The organism is Sphingobium phenoxybenzoativorans, assembly GCF_001757355.1.
GTDB lineage: Bacteria > Pseudomonadota > Alphaproteobacteria > Sphingomonadales > Sphingomonadaceae > Sphingobium > Sphingobium phenoxybenzoativorans.
In genome coordinates, this window is record NZ_MINO01000014.1 from 1 (window position 1) to 20,383 (window position 20,383).

A 20,383-nucleotide genomic window follows, 5' to 3' on the forward strand; every position below is an offset into this window, starting at 1 on the left:
TCGCGCAAGATCCGCCTCCGGCGCGGATACCAAGTCAGACGGACGATAATGCGAAACCCATTTGTTCAGCGTCGACTTGCCGACCCCCAAATCCGACGCGACCCGTCCGCGCGGTAACCCGCTGGTCAGAGCAATACGCACCGCCTCCCGCTTGAACTCTTCACTATGCTTGATCATTTCGTCGGTCTCCTTGAACAAGTTCTAAACTCTCAAGTGACCGGTGCAAAACCGTTACAAGTCCAGATGGCGCGGGATGAGGCTGAGCGGAACCGAGGGCTATCGCTCTTCATCGCGGTTTCCTCGGTTGGTGCGTCCGCTGGTCTAATCCTCGGCGGGGCGCTGACGGATTTGCTTTCGTGGCGCTGGTCGCTGCTGATCAACGTTCCGATCGGTGCGGTCGTATTGGTCGTCATCGGACGGTTGGTAGAGGAGACGGAGCCGAAACTGGCGCGGCTCGACATCTCGGGCGCGCTGACGGCAACGATTGGATCCGTCGCACTTGTCTACGGCTTCATCAGCGCCGCCGAGCATGGATGGGTGTCGGTATTGACGATATCGGCTTTCGCCATTTCTGCTGTTCTTCTGGTGTCATTCTTCCAGATCGAAAGGCGGGCGGCGCAGCCCTTGCTTGACCTGTCGTTGCTGCGAAGCAGACCGCGCCTCGGCGGGCTAGCCGTCATGGCGATCATCGTCGGAATGCACTTCTCGGTGCTCTTTTTGATCGTGCAGTACCTGCAGCAGGTTCTCGGCTTTGCGCCGCTCGCTGCGGGGCTTGCCTACCTCCCCCTGTCCATGACCATGTTTGTCGTTTCTCCGACGATGCCGCGCTTTATCGCCCGGTTTGGGACACGCGCGCTGCTCGCGGCGGGCGGTGTGCTCGTTGCCGCGAGCTGCGCGGGTTTTGCGATGCTTGACGGCCGCAGTACGTACTTCCCTGCCGTGTTTATTCCTTTGGTCTTGCATGCGATCGGCGTCGCTCTCGTTTTTACGCCGGGCACCGTGGCCATCTTGGAAGGCGTACCTGACGAACATGCTGGGGCAGCCTCGGGATTGCTCCAGATGGACCAGCAGGTTGGCGGGGCATTGGGCCTCGCAGTCGTTGCAGCCGTCTATGCGGCCAACGCTGTGCCAAAAGATTTTTCATCTGGGCTTGGGGCAGGCTTCACGGCCGCAGCGGCGATCTCGCTTCTTTCCGCCGTCATCGCTGTGCGTACCGGCGGCCGAAGGGGGGCTTCGGCGCCGGCTGTTGCCACGAACTCGTAATTCGCAAGCGGGTTCGCTGGGATGCTCAATCTGGTTGGCCAAGCGAAACCCGCCACCCGCTCCGGACCGTAACGAAACAGCACGGTCCGGGCAGGGCGATACACGTCAGCGAGCGAGCGCAGAGCGTCCGTCGTCAATTTGGGACGATAGCCATCGCCTCAACCTCGATCAGATATTCGGGCTGGGCGAGCGCCTGAACACCGATCCAGGACGACGCCGGTGGGTTCTCCGAACCGAAAACGTCGACCAACACCTTGGCGATGACATCCGCATCTGATGCGGACTGGAAGTTCGGAATGTATAATCGCAGCATCTGAATGTTGTCGGGTGTGCCGCCGGCGGCCTTACCGCAATGAAAACCTGCCTCAGCGTCTGACGGAATTGGCCCTCGAGACCCTCGGCGTTAGTGTTTCCTTCGGCGTCCCAGGCAACCTGACCCGCGATACTTACAGTGCGACCGGCTTCTGAGAGCGCGACCTGAGAGAAGCCCCAGGATTTGCTAGCGAAAAGTTCGGGTGGTTGAAGGGTCTGGCGTGGCAATGTCGATCCTTTCCTGACGGATCCAGGGTGAAGCGGGCGAAAGCGCAGAGGTGCGGACCGCGGGGCGGTCTGTGCTGCCGGGCGGTCCTCGCTCGGGCCCGATGACGAGACGTCACATCACAGATCGACGATACGCGTGTCGGCAATGGTCTCCGCGAAGTCATGGCCGAAGAGTGCCGCAGGCGTCTGAAAGCCAGGCCGCACCTCGCCTGCCAGCACACGCCGGGCCGCCTCTGCCGCCGCCATGGCCGTGAACGTGTATCCGTTCACGGTATCGAGGACCGAGTGCACGACGGTCCCATTCGCGGCGGTGACTTCGACAGCCGCATGATACCGGCTCGCTTCGCGCTCCTCTAGGCTCGGGCCATCGGGGAGATCCTTGGCGTCCCCGGTCGGGAATGCGCCTGCGGAGACGTGTACGTAGGTTTCTATGTCGGGAACGCCGGTCGCGTGATGGATCGTCACGAGATCAGGCAGCGTCACAGGGAAAGACGAGAGCGGCCCGTTACCGAAATCGAAATCGCGAAGCGCGTTTGATTCGGCCGTGATCAGTTCACCGTTGCGGAGGTGAAGTGTCTCCGGCGCGATATTCTGGCTCGCACTAATGGCCGATCCTCTCGACATCGTGCCTGCAACATCAAGCGCAATGCGGATCTTGCGTGCACCACTGACGCGAGCCGCGGCGTGTGCGGCAAGACTTCCGAGCATCGCAACGCTTCCACCGCTGCCGGGCAGAAGCATGACACCGGCCGCCCGCGCTGGGGTATCTAGAGCCAGCGCTTCGCGGTAGGTGTCGAGCTCGGCGGAGAAGTCGAGATAGTGGACGCCGGCACGGATCGCGGCGGACATGAGAGGCTCGGCCGTGTTCGCAAAGGGGCCAGCGGCGTTCAAGAGAACGGAGATGCCGGCAAGGCTGGCCTGAACGACATCGTTCTCGTCGAGCGAAAACAGCTTCACAGCCGCACCCAAGCGATTGGCCAGCGCTTCGAGCTTCGTCCGGTCTTTTTCTCGGCCCGCAAGTACGAGGTCCAGCCCCGCAGCCGCAGCATGCTCCACCACCATGCTAGCCGTGTAGCCGGCTGCTCCATAGATCATGAATATGTTCATAGATGTGGTTCTTCTTCTTGATTATTCGAGGTCCGCGTCGATGCGGGTGATCAGCCCGTCGGCGCTGATCGAGATGTCGAGGAGGCCGATTTCGTGACCGAAATCCCCCGTAAAATCGACGCGCACACGGGCTCGGGCTTCACCGAGGCTCTCGATGGAGAGGAAGCGTGTGACCGTGCGATAGCCCGCGAAATATCGGTCGATATAGTCGCGAATCCCGGCGTGACCGTCGAAGCGGTGACCCGTCGACGGATCGTCGATTATCGCATCCGGCGTGAACAAGGTCACTGCCGCGTCGGCGTCGAAGGCGTTGGTCGCGGCGATCAGCGCATCGGCTTTCGCGCGCAAGATGGTATTGCTCATCGCATCAGCTCCCGTGCTGCCAGCTTTTGAAGACGAATTCGAGGCTGTAGCCGTCGAGGTCCCGGAGCTGGGCCGCGTAATAGCGGGGGTCATAATGCAGCTGCGGACCGGGTGGATGGATCTCGGAGGCGCCCGCCCCGAGGGCCTGGGCGTGGGCGGCATCCACCATGGCTTCGGAATCGGCGACGAAGCCGACATGCACCGCACCGGGCGCGGCCGTGCCGGCGCGCAGCCAGAAGAACATGCGCCCGTTGGCGCCGAAGCCCTTGAGGTCGGGATGGCCGGGCGGTCCGTCCCGGCCGTCATAGTCGAGGCGGGCGGTAATGCCGAGGATCGGGAGCACCCGCTCGTAGAAGGCGATCGAGCGCTCGATTTCGCTGACCGTAAGGAAAATATGGTCGAGCATGTGAGCCTCCACTAGATGACGTACCCGCCGCCGATCTCGATGTTCTGGGCATTGACCCAGCGGTTGTCTTCCGAGAGCAGGCTGGCGACCATGCAGCCGACGTCGTCGGGCTCCCCGACGCGACCGAGCGCAGTCTGCTCGGCAAGCAGTGCTTCGAATTCATCCGTGAGGCCGCCACCAAGTTCGGTGCGGATCGGTCCCGGCGCGACGGAGTTGGCGCGGATGCGGCGATCGCCAAACTCCTTGGCCATATAGCGGGTCAGCACCTCAAGCCCGCCCTTGAAGGAGGCATAGGGCGCCACGCCAGCGGTGGCCACGCGGCTGGTCGCGCTCGTCACGTTCACGATATGGCCGCCATCGGCCATAAGGGGAAGAAGTACCTGAGTGAGGAAGAACGGCCCCTTGAGATGCACGCGGAACAAGCCGTCGAATTCGTCTTCAGTCACTGTTGCGATCGGGTTGTACAGGCCATAGCCCGCATTGTTAACGAGGAAATCGAAGATATTGGCGTTCCAGGTCGTCGCTAGCGCTTGCCGTACCGCGTCCCGAAACGCCGGGAATTCAGCGGTGTTGCTGACGTCCAGCTCCAGAGCGACGGCCTTGCCGCCGCCCTCTTCGATGTCGCCGACGACCTTCTCGGCCGCCGGCCTATTGATCGTGTCGGCGACGCCCCGGCCGGCGCCGGTCTCCCCGAAGAGAGCTGCGCGTTCGTTGGCGGGGAGACGTGCGACATCATCCATCGATATCGGCCACCGCTGCGTTGGCAATCGAAACGAGCGTGGGCCGCATCCAGGCAGGCGCTTGAAGGGCGGTTGAGGCTAGCGTCTTCTTGTCGTTGGCCGAGAGCTGGCGCGCTGCGATCTGCGCCACGTCAGCTGCCCGAACGGGGCCGACGTGGCGAAGAGCCTGAACCACCGTTCCGGCGGGGCTGCCCGGCGCGATTAGATGCTTGGGCGAAGCATGGCGAAGATCCACGACGCGCTTTCCCAGCACGACGCGCCGTGAGGGGCCATCGGTCAGATAAGTGCTTTGGGCCGGCACCTGCGCCGAAAGGCCGAGCGCGTTCGCTGCCCGCGCGCCGGCGATCTGCACCTGGGAGCCGGTCTCCCGCGCAAGAGCATGGGCGACATCGTCCGGCGCAGGCGACAGTGCCCCGAGCTTCGGGTGCAGCTTGGGGAAGTCGTAGAGCCCGCGCGCAAGCCGGCGGAGCTGTCCGCCCTTCACCAGGCGGGAAAGGGCCTGATCGACAGAGGGGCGAGCGGCAACGGTGAGAAAGTCGCTGGGCGTGAAGACGCTACCGCGGCCGCTGGCACGGACGCGCTTCATGACCCGGTCGGGAACAGAGGCGGCTATCGTCTTCATGCGTCAGAAAATAAGGCATCTTTTTCTGACATTCAAGGGCATCCGATCGGTAGCGCGGCTGCTTGCAGCCACCGGCCTCGATTTCCGGCTTCCAATTTGCTAAAATAGTCGATGACGGTACTTTTCGGGGCTAGCGGCGAGATTGATGCTGACCGGAAAATTCGGCTCTGAAAGGCGATCGATCTCGATAGATGCCGAGACCTCGCAAAAAAATTTCGGCGGGAATTTCCCTTTAAAATCAATACAGTATAATTTTGACGGCCTATGGGTCGGCTTTTCGTGCTCGAAGCAAGAAAAAATCCAGCTAGATCAACGCTCTAGCTGGGTTTTAAACAATTGAGTGGGAGTGAGCCGGATCAAATGAACGCGCGGGGCGCGTTCATCCGATTTACCCGGCGCTGCAAAGCGCCGCCTCATGCCAGCAATTGTGTCGGCACTCCAAGCGGCGGCCCCGCGTCGGCGAGGCGCTGATCAAGCGTATGCACGGTTGCGCCATGGTCCGACGCTACGGCCAGATGCAGTGCATCTCCCGCACGAAGTCCAAGCATATGCTGATCGGCAAATTTGCCGGCGGTTCGGAAGTGCGCGCCCGTCACGCCGAGCGTGGTAAAGCTTTCGGCGATCAGCAGGTTAAACATGGCCAGTGCCGCGGCGCGCTGCTCCAGATTTACCTGACCGGTTCGCAGTTTGATCGCCAGGGCGGAGGATATTTCGGTAATCGTCCATTCGCTGATCAGGAGCTGGGCGGGGTCCTGTTCCGCCAGCCATGCCTGTACGCGCGGTGTCATTGCTTCATTGGAGAGCGCCGCAACGATAAGCGACGTGTCGAGATAGAGCATCAGTAGCGATCGCCATCCCGCATCGCGCGCACCAGACTGGCGGCGTTTTCCGTTTGTGGCGGCATGGAGGCCGTCAATGCCGCAAGTCGCGCGGCCTCGATCGCCTTGCGCGGCTTGGCCACAGCGGTGAGCCGCGCGACCGGCTTGCCGCGCCGGGTGATCTCGATGGATGCGCCCGCTTGCGCCTGATCGACCAATTCGCTCAGATGGGCCTTTGCTTCCGCCAAACTGATCGCGTCCATATTCTGCTCCTGACCATCTAGTTGGTCATATAGCCTGCCGGAAGCGAAAATTCCAGAGTGGCCCTCAAGCCGCGCTTTCGATCCCCAGTTCCGCGAGCTTGCGGTAGAGGGTTGAGCGGCCGATGCCGAGGCGGCGGGCGACTTCTGTCATACGGCCGCGATAATGGCCGATGGCGAGGCGGATGACGTCCGCTTCGATATCCGCAAGCTGGCGGACATGGCCGTCGGCTTCGAACAGGGTGATGCCGGCGGCGTCGTCATGGGTGTGCGACGCGGTGCGCGATCCGGCCCCCTGGCGTGTGGTGATCTGCGCGGAAATCTGCGGGAAGTCCTGCGGCGTCAGGGCGTCGCCCTCGCACAGCACGGCTGCGCGGAACAGGGCGTTCTGCAACTGGCGGACATTGCCCGGCCAGTCATGCTGCATGAGAAGGGCGACGGCCTCCGCCGTGATGCCCAGGCTGCGCAGGCCCGGCTGGGTCGCGATGCGCGCCAGCAAATGGCGGGAAAGGGCGGGAATGTCGCCAATCCGTTCGCGCAGCGGCGGAATGGTGAGCTGGACGACATTGAGGCGGTAATAGAGATCCTCGCGGAAACGCCCGGCCTCCACTTCCTCGATCAGCTTGCGATTGGTCGCGGCGATGACGCGCACATCGACATGGGTCGGCATACGCGCGCCGATCGGCTGGACTTCCCCGTCCTGCAGGACGCGCAGCAGCTTGACCTGGGCGTCGAGCGGCAGTTCGCTGACCTCGTCGAGGAAGATGGTGCCCATGTCGGCGCTGACGAAGCGGCCGACCTGCCGTTCGAACGCGCCGGTGAACGCGCCGCGCTCATGACCGAACAGTTCGGATTCCACCAGATTTGTGGGCATGGCGCCGCAGTTCACCGTGATCATTTCCTGGCGGAAACGGGGCGAGGCGGCGTGGATGGCGCGGGCGATGACGTCCTTGCCGACGCCGCTCTCGCCTTCGATCAGGACGGGAATGCGGGCGCGGGCGGCCTTGGCCGCGATCGCCAGCGCGGCCCGGAATTGCGGAGCCGAGCCGACAATTTCCTCAAAGGCGAGCGGGGCGGAGATTTTTTCCGTGAGGGGACGAAGCTCGCCATCCTCCTCGCTGTGATTGAGCGTGGCGTTCAGCGCGGCGAGCAGGCGATCCGGGGCGACCGGTTTGGACAGATAGTCGGTTGCGCCCGCGCGCATGGCGTCCACCGCGACATTGACGCTGTTATGGGCGGTCAGGATCAGGACAGGCAGGTTCGGCCGTTGCACGCGGATGTCCCGGATCAGGTCGGCCGGTTCATAGTCCGGGCTCCAATGGTCCAGGATGATCGCGTCAAGGCGCATCCCGTCCTGCGTGCCCAGGGTCGCGAGCGCGGTTTCGCCGTCATTTGCAAAGATCGTGCGCCATCCGGCGCGGGACGCCAGAGCGCCCACCAGGCGGCGCTGTGCCGGTTCATCGTCGATCAGCATGACGATTGGCGTACCGTTATGTGCCATTTAACCCCCGTGAATCCCGAATGGGCACAGTTCTAACCGGGCAGGGTAAAGACCCGCTTAATTGCGGCGATTTTCGTGAATCATAGTTTTCTCCTGTCGAATTAGTGGGGTTGAGGGGAGGTAATGTTGCTTATAAGAGGGCCGTGACAGCATTTTATTGAGGGGAAATGACGTGGCGTCCGGCATGGATATGAAAAGCGCAAACCAGACCTATGAGGGCTTTATTGGTTTCATGAAGTGGGGAACGATTGCATCCCTGGTTGTCGGCGCGATCGTCGTTCTGCTGATCTCTTCCTGAACCCGCCCGTCTAGGAGGGGACAATAATGAAAATAGCCGTGTTGAAGGAGCTTGCCTCCGGCGAGCGCCGCGTCTCTGCATCTGCCGAGACCGTGAAGAAGTTTATTGCGCTTGGCGCAACGGTTGCGGTGGAGGCCGGGGCCGGCCTGCAGGCGTCGGTTGCCGATGCCGATTATGCGGCCGCCGGCGCAACCATTGGAGACCGCGCCGCAACGGTGAAAGGCGCGGGAATCATTCTGGGCGTGCAGGCCCCTGACGCCGCGACGCTGGCGGGCGCAGCGCCCGGCGCGATCGTCGCCGCTTCGTTCAACCCGTTCGGTGAGCGCGCGAAGGTTGACGGCTATGCGGCCGCGGGCCTTGAGGCGCTGGCGATGGAGTTCATGCCGCGCATCACCCGCGCGCAGTCGATGGATATCCTGTCGTCCCAGTCGAACCTTGCCGGATACAAGGCGGTGCTCGACGCCGCTGCCGAATATGGCAGGGCTTTTCCGATGATGATGACGGCGGCGGGCACGGTTTCGGCCGCGCGCGCCTTCATCATGGGCGTGGGCGTCGCCGGACTTCAGGCGATTGCGACCGCACGCCGCCTGGGCGCACAGGTCTCCGCGACCGACGTGCGCGCCGCGACCAAGGAGCAGATCGAATCGCTTGGCGCGAAGGCGATCTTCGTCGAGGCCGTGAAGGGCATTGAGGGCGAGGGTGCGGGTGGTTACGCGACCGAGATGTCGGACGAATATAAGGCGGCGCAGGCCGAGCTGGTCTCGTCCCATATCGCCAAGCAGGACATCGTCATCACCACCGCGCTGATCCCCGGCCGGCCCGCGCCGCGCCTGATCAGCGACGCGCAGATCGCGACGATGAAACCGGGTAGCGTCATCGTCGACCTTGCGGTGGAGCAGGGTGGCAATGTCGAGGGCGCTGTCGCAGGCGAAGTCGTCGAGCGTCATGGCGTCAAGATCGTGGGGCACCGCAATGTTCCCAGCCGTCTTGCCGCCGATACCTCCGCCCTGTTCTCGCGCAATCTCTACAACTTCCTGTCCGCCTTCTGGGACAAGGAGAAGAATGCGCCGGTGCTCGACGAGGAGATCGGCAACGCCATCCGCCTGACGCAGGGCGGGAAGGTCGTCAACGAGCGGTTGCTCTGATTTTTCCAGTCGCTCCGGGCAGGGCCTTGGGCGACGACTAGGGGGTCAATATGGACTTCGTATCCGTTCTATCCATCTTCGTGATGGCCTGCTTTGTGGGCTATTATGTCGTCTGGTCGGTGACGCCGGCCCTGCACACGCCGCTGATGGCGGTGACCAACGCCATTTCGTCCGTCATCATCGTCGGCGCGCTGGTGGCTTCGGCAGAGGCGATTGGCGCGACTGCCAAATATCTGGGCCTGCTGGCCGTGGTGCTGGCGTCGATCAATATCTTCGGTGGTTTTGCCGTCACCGAGCGCATGCTTGCCATGTATAAGAAGAAGGAGCGCAAGTGATGGTGCGGCCCTTCTCTTTGCTCGTCATCCCGGACTTGGTCCGGGATTCCGCTTTCTCTTCTCCCTCAACCGCAGTCAAAGTTAGCGGGACCCCTGCTTTCGCAGGGGTGACGGAACATATCATATTCGCCGGGGGGCACGTCCATGCATGAAGTCGCCGCAGTTCCGCCCTTCGTGGCGCTTGCCTATCTGATCGCAGGCGTCCTGTTCATCCTCGCCCTGCGCGGACTGTCCAGCCCGGCGTCCAGCCGCACCGGCAACCGTTTCGGCATGGCCGGCATGGCCATCGCCGTCGGCACGACGCTCTACACGCATGAGATTGCGAACCTGCCGGAAATCATCGGCGCGATCGCCATTGGCGGCGTGATCGGCTTCGTCACCGCACGCAAGATCGCGATGACCGACATGCCGCAGCTCGTCGCGGCTTTCCACAGCCTTGTGGGTCTTGCCGCAGTGCTGGTGGGCGCGGCGGCTTACCTGACGCCCGAAGCGTTCGGCATCGTCGACGCGACCGGCCAGATCCATAACGCCAGCCGTATCGAACTGGGCCTGGGCGTCGCCATTGGCGCGATCACCTTCTCCGGCTCGGTCATCGCGTTCCTGAAGCTTAACGGCAATATGTCCGGCAAGCCGATCCTGCTGCCGGGCCGCCATGTCATCAACTTGGGCACGCTGGTCGCGATCCTTGGCCTGATCGCCTGGTTCTACGCCATGGCCGCGCCGACGATCGATGCGCCCTGGCTGTTCTGGACGGTTATCGCGCTCAGCTTCGCCATTGGCTTCCTGCTGATCATCCCGATCGGCGGCGCGGACATGCCGGTCGTGGTGTCGATGCTGAACAGCTATTCCGGCTGGGCGGCGGCGGCGATGGGCTTCACGCTGGGCAACAGCGCGATGATCATCACCGGCGCGCTGGTCGGCTCGTCGGGCGCGATCCTGTCCTATATCATGTGCAAGGCCATGAACCGCGGCTTCATCAGCGTCATCGCGGGCGGCTTCGGCGCGGACGCGGGGCCTGCGGGCGCTGGCGGTCCGGTCATCGACCGCGCCTACAAGCGCGGCAGCGCCGAGGATGCGGCGTTCCTGATGAAGCAGGCCGACAGTGTGATCATCGTGCCGGGTTACGGCATGGCGGTCAGCCAGGCGCAGCACGCGCTGCGCGAGATGGGCGACCTGCTGAAAAAGGAAGGTGTGAAGGTCAAATATGCGATCCATCCGGTCGCGGGCCGCATGCCGGGGCATATGAACGTGCTGCTGGCCGAGGCCAACGTCCCCTATGACGAGGTGTTCGAGCTGGAGGACATTAACGGCGAGTTCGGTCAGGCCGACGTCGCCTTCGTCATCGGCGCGAATGACGTCACCAATCCGGCGGCCAAGACCGACAAGTCCTCGCCGATTTACGGCATGCCGATCCTGGACGTCGCCAACGCCAAGTCGGTGCTGTTCGTGAAGCGCTCCATGGGCGGCGCGGGCTATGCCGGCGTCGACAATGAGGTTTTCTACATGGACAACACCATGATGCTCCTCGCCGACGCCAAGAAGATGGTCGAGGAAATCGTCAAGGGACTGGCGCACTAAGCGTAGCGGCTTTTTGACCCGTCATTCCAGCGAAGGCTGGAATCCCGCTTTCCTTTCGGTTTAAAGGAAGAAAGCGGGATCCCGGATCAGGTCCGGGATGACGAGATTGGGAGTTGCATGAAAAAGATCGGTCTGATTGGTGGTCTGAGCTGGACGTCCACCGCCCGCTATTATGAGATCATCAACCAGGCGATCCACAAGGCGAAGGGCGGCTTTCACAGCGCGCCTCTGCTGATCGAGAGCCTGGATTTCGCCGAGGTCGCGCGCTGCGCCACGCAGGACGATTGGGACTGCGCCTCGTCACAACTGATCGGCGCGGCGATGCGGCTGGAGGCGGCGGGCGCCGAAGCGCTGCTGATCTGCGCCAATTCCATGCACAAGGTCTATGAGCGCGTGCAGGATTCGGTGACGATTCCCATCCTGCATATCGCCGAAGTGGTTGGCGCGAAAATGAAGGCGGACGGGATCAGGACCGCCGCGCTGATCGGCACGCGCAACGTGATGACCGAGAAATTCTATCGCCAGCGCCTTGTCGCGCATGGCGTGTCCCTGCTGCCCGCCGACATGGAGCTGGCCGACCGGATCGACCGCATGGTCTATGACGAGCTGGTCGTCGGCAAGGTCAGCCGGGATTCGGAACGCTATATGAAGTCCGAACTGACCGACATTGCGAAAGAGGATGTGCAGGCGGTGGTGCTGGCGTGCACGGAGCTGGAGCTGATCGTCGATGTGAAGGCCAATGTGCTGCCCATCTATGATTGCACGTCCATCCACGCAAAGGCGGGCGCGGATTTCATTCTGTCGGCATAGGGGCTGGCGGGGCGCTTCGCCGTCCGGCCCTCCAATCCCCTAGGCCGCGGTCCGCACGCCAAATCTCTTGCGATAATCCCCCGGCGTAAGCCCGACGATCTTGTGGAAGATCTTGCGGAACGCCGCAGCGTCCTCATAGCCGGAGGACCAGGCGACCTGATCAATGGGGCGGACGGTAAATTCCAGCAATTCGCGGGCCTTGCCCACGCGCAGATGCTGGGAATATTCGAGGGGCTTCAATCCCGTCGCGGCGCGGAAGCGGCGCAGGAATGTCCGTTCCTCCATATGCGCCTCCGCCGCCATGTCCCGCACATTGACATGCACCGCGCCCTTGGCCTGCAGCCAGTGCTGCACGCGCAATATGGCCTCGTCGCCATGGGTGAGGCGGGGGGAGAAGCTGCTATAATGCTGCTGCTCCCGGCCGGCGGGATCGACCAGCATGAACCGGGCGGTCTCCATCATCACGGATGGGCCAAGCAGCCGGTCGACGATCCGTAGTCCAAGCTCCATCCACGCGGTGATGCCGCCCGCGGTAATGATGTCGCCATCGTCGATCACGAGACGGTTGATGTCCAGCTTCACATCCGGGAAGCGGGCGCGGAACGCCTCCTCAAAATACCAGTGCGTTGTCGCAGGCCGCCCGGCAAGCAGTCCGGTGGCCGCGACCAGAAAAGCCCCGGCGCATACAGACGCGAGAACCGACCCGGCCGCGTGGCGGTCAAGCAGCCAGCGGGCATAGGGCGCGGTCTGCTCCGCATCGGCCGGGTGATCGAGGCGGGGCGGGGCGATCAGCACGGCCGGTACGGCGTCGCCGCATTCGGGGTGACTGTCCCGCGTGCGCACGACCTGTCCATCGCTCTGCGCTTCCCAGAAACTGACCCGGACAGCCTCAGCGCCATGTCGCGCGGCATGTTCATTGGCGATCCAGAACAGGTCGCTCAGGCCAAAAACCGCGCCCTGCTGACAACCCGGATAGATGAGGATGCCGACCTCGGCCCTGCGGGTTTGCTCTCGTCCTGATCCCTTTCCCGTCATTGTCACTTTTGCCTCGTAAAATGTCAGAACCGCCAATCCCGATCCTGCGCATCCCCGCCTAAATATACAAGCACAGGCCGAGAGCCTCACGACATCGAATGATTGAACACTGGATATGAAGGATAAGATCATGAGCACCATCACCACAAAGGACGGCACCGAAATCTTCTACAAGGACCAGGGTCCCAAGGATGCGCAGCCCATCGTATTTTCCCATGGCTGGCCGCTGTCATCGGACGCCTGGGAAGGCCAGTTGGTCTTTTTCGGCAAGCAGGGATATCGCGTCATCGCCCATGACCGCCGCAGCCACGGCCGCTCGGCTCAGGTCTGGGACAACAACACTATGGACCAATATGCCGACGATCTGGCTGAGCTGATCGAGAAGCTGGACCTGAAGAATGTCATCCTGATCGGGCATTCCACCGGCGGCGGCGAAGTCACCCGCTATCTGGGCCGTCATGGCACCGCCCGCATCGCCAAGGCTGTGCTGGTTGGCGCTGTCCCGCCGCTGATGCTCAAGACCGAGGCCAATCCCGGCGGCCTGCCCATCGATGTCTTCGACGGCATCCGCAAGGGCACCTATGACAATCGCAGCCAGTTCTTCAAGGACCTGACCATTCCCTTCTACGGCTATAACCGCGACGGCGCGGCAGTATCCGAAGGGGTGCGCGAGGAGTTTTGGAGGGAAGGCATGATGGGCGGCCTGAAAGGGCAACTGGACTCGATCCGCGCCTTCTCGGAAAGCGACTTCACCGAGGATCTGAAGAAGATCGATGTGCCGACGCTGGTCCTGCATGGCGATGATGACCAGATCGTGCCGATCGGCGCTTCCGCGCTGATGACGGCGAAGCTGGTCAAGGGATCGGTGCTGAAAATCTATGAAGGCTCCAGCCATGGCCTTGCCCAGATCGAGGCCGACCGGTTCAATGCCGATGTGCTGGAATTCATCAAGGGCTGAGACAGGCTCGATCGCAAGGAAAACGCCGGCGGTATCCGCCGGCGTTTTTGTTTCAGAAAGCCTTGCTGATCGAGCAGGCCGCCGGGCCGAGAATGACCACGAAAAGCACCGGCAGAATGAAAAGGATCAACGGCACGGTCATGATCGCGGGCAGGCGCGCGGCCTTTTCTTCGGCCCGCATCATGCGTTCGTTACGGAACTCTGCCGAAAGGACGCGCAGGGCGGAGGCGAGGGGCGTGCCATATTTTTCCGTCTGGATCATGGTCGTCACCACGCCGCGCACCGCATCCAGCTTCACGCGGGTCGCGAGATTCTCGAACGCCATGCGCCGCTCAGTCAGGAAGCTGAGTTCGATGGCGGTGAGCTGAAACTCGTCACCCAGTTCAGGATAGGCGCGGCCCAGTTCACGCGCCACGCGGTTGAATGCGGCGTCGACGGTCAGACCGGCTTCGGCGCAGATCACCAGAAGGTCCAGCGCATCCGGCAGGCCCTTGCGGATCGCGGCGGAGCGCTTCGAAACCTTGTTGTCGATGAAAAGGTCGGGCGCCTTGTAGGAGAGGAGCAGCAGGACCGCGAAGCAGCCGAAGCGCTTGAGCGGACCCCATTCGGGCGCGCCGCCAAGCGCATAGAGATACAGCGCAGCGCCGCCGCCGATGACGATCGGCATGATCATGCGTCCGAAGATGACCGCGACAGCCCAGTCCTTTGACCGGATGCCGGCCTGGGAAAGCTTGATCTGCGCAGCCTTCAACTGGTCGTCCTGCAGCACCTTGAGGCTGCTGAGGAAAGACCGCATCTGATCTGTCGTCTGGTTCTTCTGAACCAGTTTCGCGCGGCGCTTGGCCGTGGAGGCGGTGATGCCGGCCTTCAACTGTTCGCGCCGCTCGGTCAGCGCCTTGACGCGGCGCGCCATCGGGTTGCGGACCGTCGTGGCCGCATAGAGCGCGACGAGCACGGCGAACATCGCCGCCGCCGCCATCAGCGTGCCGATGTCGGACGAAGTGAGGCCGAAAAGCTTGGCTCCGGTTTGCGGGACGGCTTGCATGATTTCAGGCTCTCCCGCTCAAATCTCGAAGTTGATCATCTGGGCCATGATGAAGGCGCCGATGCTCATCCAGCACAGTCCCCCCAGGCCGATCATCTGCATCAGGCCCAGGCCGAAGATGCGTTCCGGGTCCGGCGTGAAAAAGGGTTCCATATAGCCGTAGTTGATCCAGCAGATCAGGCCGAACACGACGAAGGGAAGGACGCCGATGATATAGGCGGAAGCCTTGGATTCCGACGACATCGCCTTGATCTTCAGCTTCATCTGCGCACGCTGGCGCAGCACGGTGGCGAGGTTCGAGAGCGTTTCGGCGAGGTTGCCGCCAGTCTCCCGCTGAATGGCGAGGGTGATGACGAAGAACTGGATTTCGGCAGTGCCCAGCCGCTCGGCGGTTTCGATCAGGGCCTGATCCATGGTCTTGCCGATCTTGATCCGCTCCGTCACCAGACGAAATTCCTCGCCGACAGGGCCGGGGACTTCCGTCGCGACGACGCCGAGCGTTTCCGTGATGGGAAGGCCGGACCGCAAGCCGCGCACGAGCAGTTCGAGCGCGTCGGGGAATTTGGCGGTGAATTGAGCGATCCGCTTGGCGATCATGCTGCTGATCACCTTGTGCGGGATGCCCAGGCCGCCCGCCACGCCAAGCAGAATGGCGGTCAGCGGAGAAAAGCCGCGAAGAACCAGCAGGGCTATGATGCCCAGGCACAGGAAGGCGCACACAGTCATATACTGCGCCAGCGTCCATTTCTTGCCGGTCATGCGGATGCGCTTGGCAAGATTTTCCGGGTTGGGGATCAGGGAAACGAGAAGCTTCATCTCATTCCCGGTCTGGCGGGTCGAGATGGCCTTGCGCATGCGCGCTTCCATCATCGCTTCGGCCGAATCCGTGTGGCGTCCGCGGATCAGGGCGAGACGCCGCGTGCTGGCCTTGTCCGCCGACGGACCGGCAAAGGCGAAAAAGACGAGCGCCACCATCGTCGTCAGCAAGCCAGCCAGCAGGATAAGGTTCATGTTCATCTGACGGCTCGTCCCATTATCCGCAGCGCCCCGTCAGCCGGGGCGCTGCCTATTCAATCACTCTGCAGCGACCTTCTTGGCGCCTTTGCCCTTGGGCATCATGGCCTTCAGGTCGAACTTGCCCAGCAGAGAGCCGCCGCCCTTGCCGGGCTTGGCCGCTCCGTCGCTTTCCTCGACAGCGCCCTGCACCTCGGTCATCAGCGCGGTGCAGGCGATGCCAACCTTGCTGCCCTTGGCGACTTCCGCGAACGTCTTGCCCAGCTTCGCCGCCTGCGAGGCGATCCGCGTGTCGAACGGGATCAGGATATCGACCTTGCGTTCGATCGACTGTTCGAAATCCTTGCGGCTGATTTCCAGCGCATTGGCATGCACCCGGTTCGCCACCACCAGAACGCGGGTCTGGGGCGTGTTGCTTTTCAGCCAGGACAAGATGCGGATGGAATCGCGCGCCGCCGCAAGGGTAAGCTCCGTCACCACGATCGCGACATTCACCTCATTCATCAGGTGCGGATGCTGGATCAGCATGGCGCGGGGCAGGTCGAGGACGCTGCATTCAAACGCGCTGCGGAATTCCTCCTGCAACTGATAGAAAGCGCCGCCGTCCGTCATCATCGGCTGGCTGATCGGCGCTTCCGCCGACAGGATGGCCAGCTTGTCGCTGGCGCGCACCATGGCGCGCTCGATGAACAGGCCGTCGATGCGGCTGGGATTGTCGATGGCGTCGGTCAGGCCGCGGCCCGGCTCCAGATCCATCGCCAGCGCGCCGGTGCCGAAATGGACGTCCAGGTCCAGCAGGGCGGTCAGTCGCTTGGCCTTGTCGCTGAGCATCCATGACAGCGAAGTCGCAATGGTGGATGCGCCTGCGCCGCCGCGCGTGCCGATGACCGCAACCGCCAGGTGGGCGCGCTCTGCGCCCGCGTCGGTGCGCGGGGCAAGGAACACGGCCTGCGCCTGCGCCACGGCGTCGCGAAGCTGATCGGGGCCGAAGGGCTTCAGCAGATAGTCCTGAATGCCGCTGGCGACCAGATCGCGATACAGGCGGACATCATTCACCTGGCCCGCCGCAATGACGACGGTGCCGGGTTCGCAGACTTCCGCGAGGCCATTGATGTCGTTCAGCGGATCGCCGCTTTCCGACATGTCGACGAACAGGATCTGCGGGCTGGTGCTGACGGACAGGGACTGCACCGCATTGCGCAGGCCGCCCTTGTTCACTTTTTCCGGCGGCCAGCCCATTTCGATGGCGATGCTGCGCACCACGTCAAAGCTGTGCTCGTCGCAGACGAAAGCCTGAAACGGATCACGCAGCGCGTTGCCGGCGGGTTTCCAGGGTGCGTTCATGATCAGTTACCCCCCTTGGCCGAGACTTCGATCAAGCCGCCAGAGCCGGTCGGGATCTTCTCGCGATAGACCTGGATCGCCTTGTTGGACGTGGCCGTTCTCAGGTCGCTCGAACCGCCCTGGCCAAGGACCAGATCATTGGGATTGGCGACCATGGCGGCGATGTTGGAATTCACAGCGCACCCGTAGTTGGACGACACTTCCGTCATGCCGGTGCTCTCATCCTTGATTGACCAGTCGGGGCAACCAGGCACTTCGGCTTTGGCGCGGCGCACGATCAGGCGGACGGAGCCTTCCAGAGCGCGGCCGGCCTGCGCCGTATTGTCTTCCTGAAGCAGCAGGCTGCGGCGCTCGACGATGGCGGCGATGCCGTTCCGGACGCCCTTGCTGAAATAGCCGCTTTCCGTGGCGATCGCGACCGTGTCGCCATAGCTGGCGCCGATCGAGTCCAGCCAGCCTTCCAGCCGCTGACGCTCCGCGACGGTCAATTCACCGCCCGCGGCGTTGACGTCAAAGACGTAGCTGGTGTGGCTGACAACGGGCTGATGAACCGAGGTCAGACCGCGGTTATAGGTCGCCATGTCCGTGGAGCAGGCCGAGAGAGCCAGCGCGAGAGCGGCGGGGCAGGCCAGGTGAACGATCTTGTGCATCATGTCCTTGATCCCATCAGAAGCTGAAGCCGGGTGCGGCTGCATCGGCGGACTTGGTCGGTTTGCGGCGATCCTGAATGGCTGGCGCGGCGGGCGCATTGTTGCGCGCGACCGGACCCGGCGCGGAAGGAGCCAGCGTTGGTTCCGGCCGTTTGTCGCCGCTCACGCCGTCAGAGCTTTGCTGATTGAAAAAGCCCTGCGCTTCGGTCGCGGTGCGGAAACCATCGGTGGGCAGGCGAACATCGCCCGCGTTCATGGGTTTCACCAGATATGGCGTGACCACGATCACCAGTTCGGTCTCGTTGCGCTGGAAGCTGCGCGATTTGAACAAGCTGCCCAGGACAGGGATGTTGCCCAGACCCGGCACCTTATCGATATTGTTGCCGGTATCGCTGGTGAGCAGGCCAGCAATCATGAACGCCTGACCAGATCCCAGCTCAACCGTCGTTTCCGCGCTGCGGGTCTTGAGCGCCGGAATGGACGAGTTGATGGAGAAATCCAGCGAGGACACGGTCGGGCGGACACGCATGGAGATGCGTCCATCCGAAAGCACGGTCGGCGTGAAGGACAACTGCACACCGTACTGCTTGAACTCGATGCTGTTGCCCAGCGTGCCGTTCGTTACCTGATAGGGATATTCGCCGCCCGCAAGGAAACCCGCGGTTTCGCCGGAAAGCGAGGTCAGATTGGGCTGCGCGAGAAGCGTCGCGAGGCCGGACGTCTCGGCCAGATCAAGCGCGCCCGCCACGTCCATGCCAAACATGTCGGCGACAAAGCCCAACGTGGTCGAGCCATCTGCAGGCTGATTGAACGTATAGGTCGTGCCGTTAGGCCCCGTTCCGCGTGTGACGAAATCCCTGCTCCGGCGGCTGACGACACCGCTGAAACTTCCCTGGCCGCTGCCAAGGCCCGAAATATTCATGCCCACCTTATGCAGCAGATTGCGGTTCACTTCCGCGATCTTCACCTGCAGGTTGACCTGCAGCGGCGTCGCGGTGCGCATGCGGCTGACGACGGTGACTTCCTTGCCGACGAAGGCCTGGACCAGACGCTCCGCCTCTGCGGCGTCCTCAGGGGCCTTGATCGTGCCGGTCAGCAGGACCATGCCGTTCATCGTCGCGGTCTGAATGTCGGCTTCCGGCATCGCCATCTTCAGCATCTGGTCGATGTTGGTCAGGTTGTTGCCGACCCGGATCTTGCCGGAATACAGGATCTTGCCGTTGGGCGCGGTGGCAAAGACGGTCGTCTCGCCGGGCGTCTTGGCAATGATGTAGAGCTGCTTCTGCGACCGGACATGGACGTCCGCCACATTGGGGTTGCCAACGATGACGTCCGACATGCTCGTCGAAAGATTGATCACCCGGCTGTCGCCGACCGACAGTTCCAGCGCATTGTCCGTGCTGGCGGACCCAGGCGCCGCCTGCAGGGCGTTTGCCGGGACCATGCCAGCGCCGATGACCAGCGCAAGGGCGGCGGCAGAGGCGAGGCGGCGCCCAGCGGGCATCCGGCGCGCCATGATATTGGCCAGCGTCATGTTATTTCCCCCCCAGAGGAACTTCGGTAACATTGGTGCCGCGAGCGACGCGGACCATCGGTCCCACGATTACGGGCGCACCTTCAACCTTCGTGGCGGGGACGGTGCTGCGCTGATAGCGCGACACGTCGGCACCCGTGACATAGGTCGATTTCTTGTCCAGCGGCCGCGCGGAGAGCGAAGCCAGCGCCTTCTTTTCGGCGGCCGGGTCGCTGCCATCGGGCAGATCGCCGCCCTCGCTGGCGATCGCCGCGTCCAGCTCTGACGCATTGTCGGCGAGCGAGCGGAGCGACAGCGAAAGCGCGCCCACGGTCTGCGCAACGGCAACCTTCTCGGCAATCTTCGGCGTCACTTCCAGCGTGACGTTGGTGAACGCCTGGACCTGCGGCTTGCCGTCAGGGCCAAGGACGTCGGTGCGCTGGTCCGTCGCCAGGACGCGGACATTGCGCACGATCGTTTCGGAAACCTTCAGCGGTTCGCCGTCGCCGCCGCCGACCACGGACTGGGTCAGCACCATGTCGACGCGATCGCCCGGAAAGATGAAGCCGGAGACGGAGCTTTGCGCGTTCACCGGGACGGTGATGGCGCGCATGCCGGCGCCAAGCGCGGCGGCAAGGAAGCCGCGATCGCCCGGATTGATCAGCGCGCCCTGCGTCAGCGGCTGTCCCGTGGTGATCGGGTTGCGGATCACGCTGCCGGCGAGCGACTGCGGGTTGACCTTGCCCTGAAGATAATAGGCTTCCTCGACCAGATCCTTCGGCCAAGGCTGGAAGCGGAAGCTTTCGGCATCGACGATGGTGCCCACCGGCAGCGCCTTTACGGCGACAAGCACATGGGGCGTGTCTGGGCCATCCGGCATGGCCGCGGCGTTGACCAGCGGCGAACCCGATGCGCTGAACATGTTGCGGGCGATAAGGGCCGTCGCGATTGCGATGACCAGGGCTCCTACCAGCAGCGCTACTCTCTTAGCATCCATGACGAAATTCGCCTCCTTGACGCGGGTTCGACTTTCCCGAT

General features: G+C 63.0%; 24 protein-coding genes. 7 read left to right on the forward strand and 17 right to left on the reverse strand.

Features of this window, described 5'->3' with window-relative positions; all coding sequences use genetic code 11:
* Window positions 1–177 (reverse strand): transposase (locus BHQ40_RS09480; protein WP_070155409.1); only part of this gene is annotated, 177 nt, incomplete at its 3' end.
* Here BHQ40_RS09480 and BHQ40_RS09485 point away from each other — a divergent pair.
* Window positions 166–1,263 carry an MFS transporter gene (locus tag BHQ40_RS09485; RefSeq protein ID WP_083276820.1) on the forward strand — a complete coding sequence of 366 codons (1,098 nt, stop codon included), beginning with the start codon at window positions 166–168 and terminating at the stop codon, window positions 1,261–1,263. The genes BHQ40_RS09480 and BHQ40_RS09485 overlap by 12 nt on opposite strands.
* A 133-nt stretch (window positions 1,264–1,396) precedes the next feature.
* Here BHQ40_RS09485 and BHQ40_RS26495 read toward each other — a convergent pair whose 3' ends face one another.
* The 9 genes from BHQ40_RS26495 to BHQ40_RS09530 all read right to left on the reverse strand — a co-directional run bounded on the left by BHQ40_RS26495 (window position 1,397) and on the right by BHQ40_RS09530 (window position 7,620).
* Window positions 1,397–1,576 (reverse strand): RidA family protein, encoded by a 180-nt coding sequence (locus tag BHQ40_RS26495; RefSeq protein WP_216094870.1) that lies wholly within the window; start codon window positions 1,574–1,576, stop codon window positions 1,397–1,399.
* Window positions 1,577–1,920: 344 nt separating this feature from the next.
* Window positions 1,921–2,910, reverse strand: a complete 990-nt coding sequence (locus tag BHQ40_RS09495) for a saccharopine dehydrogenase family protein (protein WP_070155242.1) — start codon at window positions 2,908–2,910, stop codon at window positions 1,921–1,923.
* Window positions 2,911–2,931: 21 nt separating this feature from the next.
* Window positions 2,932–3,273, reverse strand: coding sequence for a nuclear transport factor 2 family protein (locus BHQ40_RS09500; RefSeq protein ID WP_083276821.1), 342 nt, complete (start codon window positions 3,271–3,273; stop codon window positions 2,932–2,934).
* 4 nt (window positions 3,274–3,277) lie between these two features.
* On the reverse strand, window positions 3,278–3,679 hold the full coding sequence (locus BHQ40_RS09505) for a VOC family protein (RefSeq protein WP_070155244.1): 402 nt from the start codon (window positions 3,677–3,679) through the stop codon (window positions 3,278–3,280).
* An 11-nt stretch (window positions 3,680–3,690) separates the two neighbouring features.
* Window positions 3,691–4,419, reverse strand: a complete 729-nt coding sequence (locus tag BHQ40_RS09510) for an SDR family NAD(P)-dependent oxidoreductase (protein ID WP_083276822.1) — start codon at window positions 4,417–4,419, stop codon at window positions 3,691–3,693.
* The gene (locus BHQ40_RS09515) at window positions 4,412–5,041 is read right to left on the reverse strand and encodes a DUF6088 family protein (RefSeq protein ID WP_216094871.1); all 630 of its coding nucleotides are present in this window, start codon (window positions 5,039–5,041) and stop codon (window positions 4,412–4,414) included. The genes BHQ40_RS09510 and BHQ40_RS09515 overlap by 8 nt, the downstream gene beginning before the upstream one ends.
* A gap of 413 nt (window positions 5,042–5,454) precedes the next feature.
* On the reverse strand, window positions 5,455–5,880 hold the full coding sequence (locus tag BHQ40_RS09520; RefSeq protein ID WP_070155246.1) for a type II toxin-antitoxin system VapC family toxin: 426 nt from the start codon (window positions 5,878–5,880) through the stop codon (window positions 5,455–5,457).
* Window positions 5,880–6,122, reverse strand: coding sequence for a type II toxin-antitoxin system Phd/YefM family antitoxin (locus BHQ40_RS09525; protein WP_070155248.1), 243 nt, complete (start codon window positions 6,120–6,122; stop codon window positions 5,880–5,882). Before BHQ40_RS09525 ends, BHQ40_RS09520 begins: the two co-directional genes overlap by 1 nt.
* A 64-nt stretch (window positions 6,123–6,186) precedes the next feature.
* On the reverse strand, window positions 6,187–7,620 hold the full coding sequence (locus BHQ40_RS09530; protein WP_070155250.1) for a sigma-54-dependent transcriptional regulator: 1,434 nt from the start codon (window positions 7,618–7,620) through the stop codon (window positions 6,187–6,189).
* Between the two features lie 172 nt (window positions 7,621–7,792).
* Between BHQ40_RS09530 and BHQ40_RS09535 the strand changes: the two genes are divergently transcribed.
* The 5 genes from BHQ40_RS09535 to BHQ40_RS09555 all read left to right on the forward strand — a co-directional run bounded on the left by BHQ40_RS09535 (window position 7,793) and on the right by BHQ40_RS09555 (window position 11,786).
* Window positions 7,793–7,918, forward strand: coding sequence for an aa3-type cytochrome c oxidase subunit IV (locus BHQ40_RS09535; protein WP_070155252.1), 126 nt, complete (start codon window positions 7,793–7,795; stop codon window positions 7,916–7,918).
* 26 nt (window positions 7,919–7,944) lie between these two features.
* Window positions 7,945–9,063 (forward strand): NAD(P) transhydrogenase subunit alpha, encoded by a 1,119-nt coding sequence (locus tag BHQ40_RS09540; RefSeq protein ID WP_070155255.1) that lies wholly within the window; start codon window positions 7,945–7,947, stop codon window positions 9,061–9,063.
* A gap of 50 nt (window positions 9,064–9,113) precedes the next feature.
* Window positions 9,114–9,398, forward strand: coding sequence for an NAD(P) transhydrogenase subunit alpha part 2 (locus tag BHQ40_RS09545; protein ID WP_070155257.1), 285 nt, complete (start codon window positions 9,114–9,116; stop codon window positions 9,396–9,398).
* Between the two features lie 144 nt (window positions 9,399–9,542).
* The gene (locus tag BHQ40_RS09550; protein WP_070155259.1) at window positions 9,543–10,976 is read left to right on the forward strand and encodes an NAD(P)(+) transhydrogenase (Re/Si-specific) subunit beta; all 1,434 of its coding nucleotides are present in this window, start codon (window positions 9,543–9,545) and stop codon (window positions 10,974–10,976) included.
* A gap of 117 nt (window positions 10,977–11,093) precedes the next feature.
* Entirely contained in the window at window positions 11,094–11,786 is a 693-nt protein-coding gene (locus tag BHQ40_RS09555) for an aspartate/glutamate racemase family protein (RefSeq protein ID WP_070155262.1), read from the forward strand.
* Window positions 11,787–11,825: 39 nt separating this feature from the next.
* Here BHQ40_RS09555 and BHQ40_RS09560 read toward each other — a convergent pair whose 3' ends face one another.
* Window positions 11,826–12,821, reverse strand: a complete 996-nt coding sequence (locus BHQ40_RS09560) for a GlxA family transcriptional regulator (RefSeq protein ID WP_070155264.1) — start codon at window positions 12,819–12,821, stop codon at window positions 11,826–11,828.
* Between the two features lie 130 nt (window positions 12,822–12,951).
* On the opposite strand from BHQ40_RS09560, the gene BHQ40_RS09565 reads away from it, so the two are divergent.
* Window positions 12,952–13,779 carry an alpha/beta fold hydrolase gene (locus tag BHQ40_RS09565; protein WP_070155415.1) on the forward strand — a complete coding sequence of 276 codons (828 nt, stop codon included), beginning with the start codon at window positions 12,952–12,954 and terminating at the stop codon, window positions 13,777–13,779.
* 52 nt (window positions 13,780–13,831) lie between these two features.
* On the opposite strand, the gene BHQ40_RS09570 is transcribed toward BHQ40_RS09565, so the two are convergent.
* From BHQ40_RS09570 to cpaB, 6 genes are read right to left on the reverse strand one after another with little or no spacing between them, the layout of a single operon-like run.
* Entirely contained in the window at window positions 13,832–14,824 is a 993-nt protein-coding gene (locus BHQ40_RS09570) for a type II secretion system F family protein (protein ID WP_070155266.1), read from the reverse strand.
* Between the two features lie 18 nt (window positions 14,825–14,842).
* On the reverse strand, window positions 14,843–15,841 hold the full coding sequence (locus tag BHQ40_RS09575) for a type II secretion system F family protein (protein WP_070155268.1): 999 nt from the start codon (window positions 15,839–15,841) through the stop codon (window positions 14,843–14,845).
* 57 nt (window positions 15,842–15,898) lie between these two features.
* Window positions 15,899–17,182, reverse strand: a complete 1,284-nt coding sequence (locus BHQ40_RS09580; RefSeq protein ID WP_070155270.1) for a CpaE/TadZ family protein — start codon at window positions 17,180–17,182, stop codon at window positions 15,899–15,901.
* A gap of 2 nt (window positions 17,183–17,184) precedes the next feature.
* On the reverse strand, window positions 17,185–17,835 hold the full coding sequence (locus BHQ40_RS09585) for a CpaD family pilus assembly protein (protein ID WP_070155272.1): 651 nt from the start codon (window positions 17,833–17,835) through the stop codon (window positions 17,185–17,187).
* Between the two features lie 13 nt (window positions 17,836–17,848).
* Entirely contained in the window at window positions 17,849–19,366 is a 1,518-nt protein-coding gene (locus BHQ40_RS09590) for a type II and III secretion system protein family protein (RefSeq protein ID WP_070155274.1), read from the reverse strand.
* 1 nt (window position 19,367) lies between these two features.
* A complete protein-coding gene (gene cpaB / locus BHQ40_RS09595) occupies window positions 19,368–20,342 on the reverse strand; it encodes a Flp pilus assembly protein CpaB (RefSeq protein ID WP_070155276.1) in 975 nt (324 codons plus the stop codon).
* Window positions 20,343–20,383: the final 41 nt, after the last annotated feature.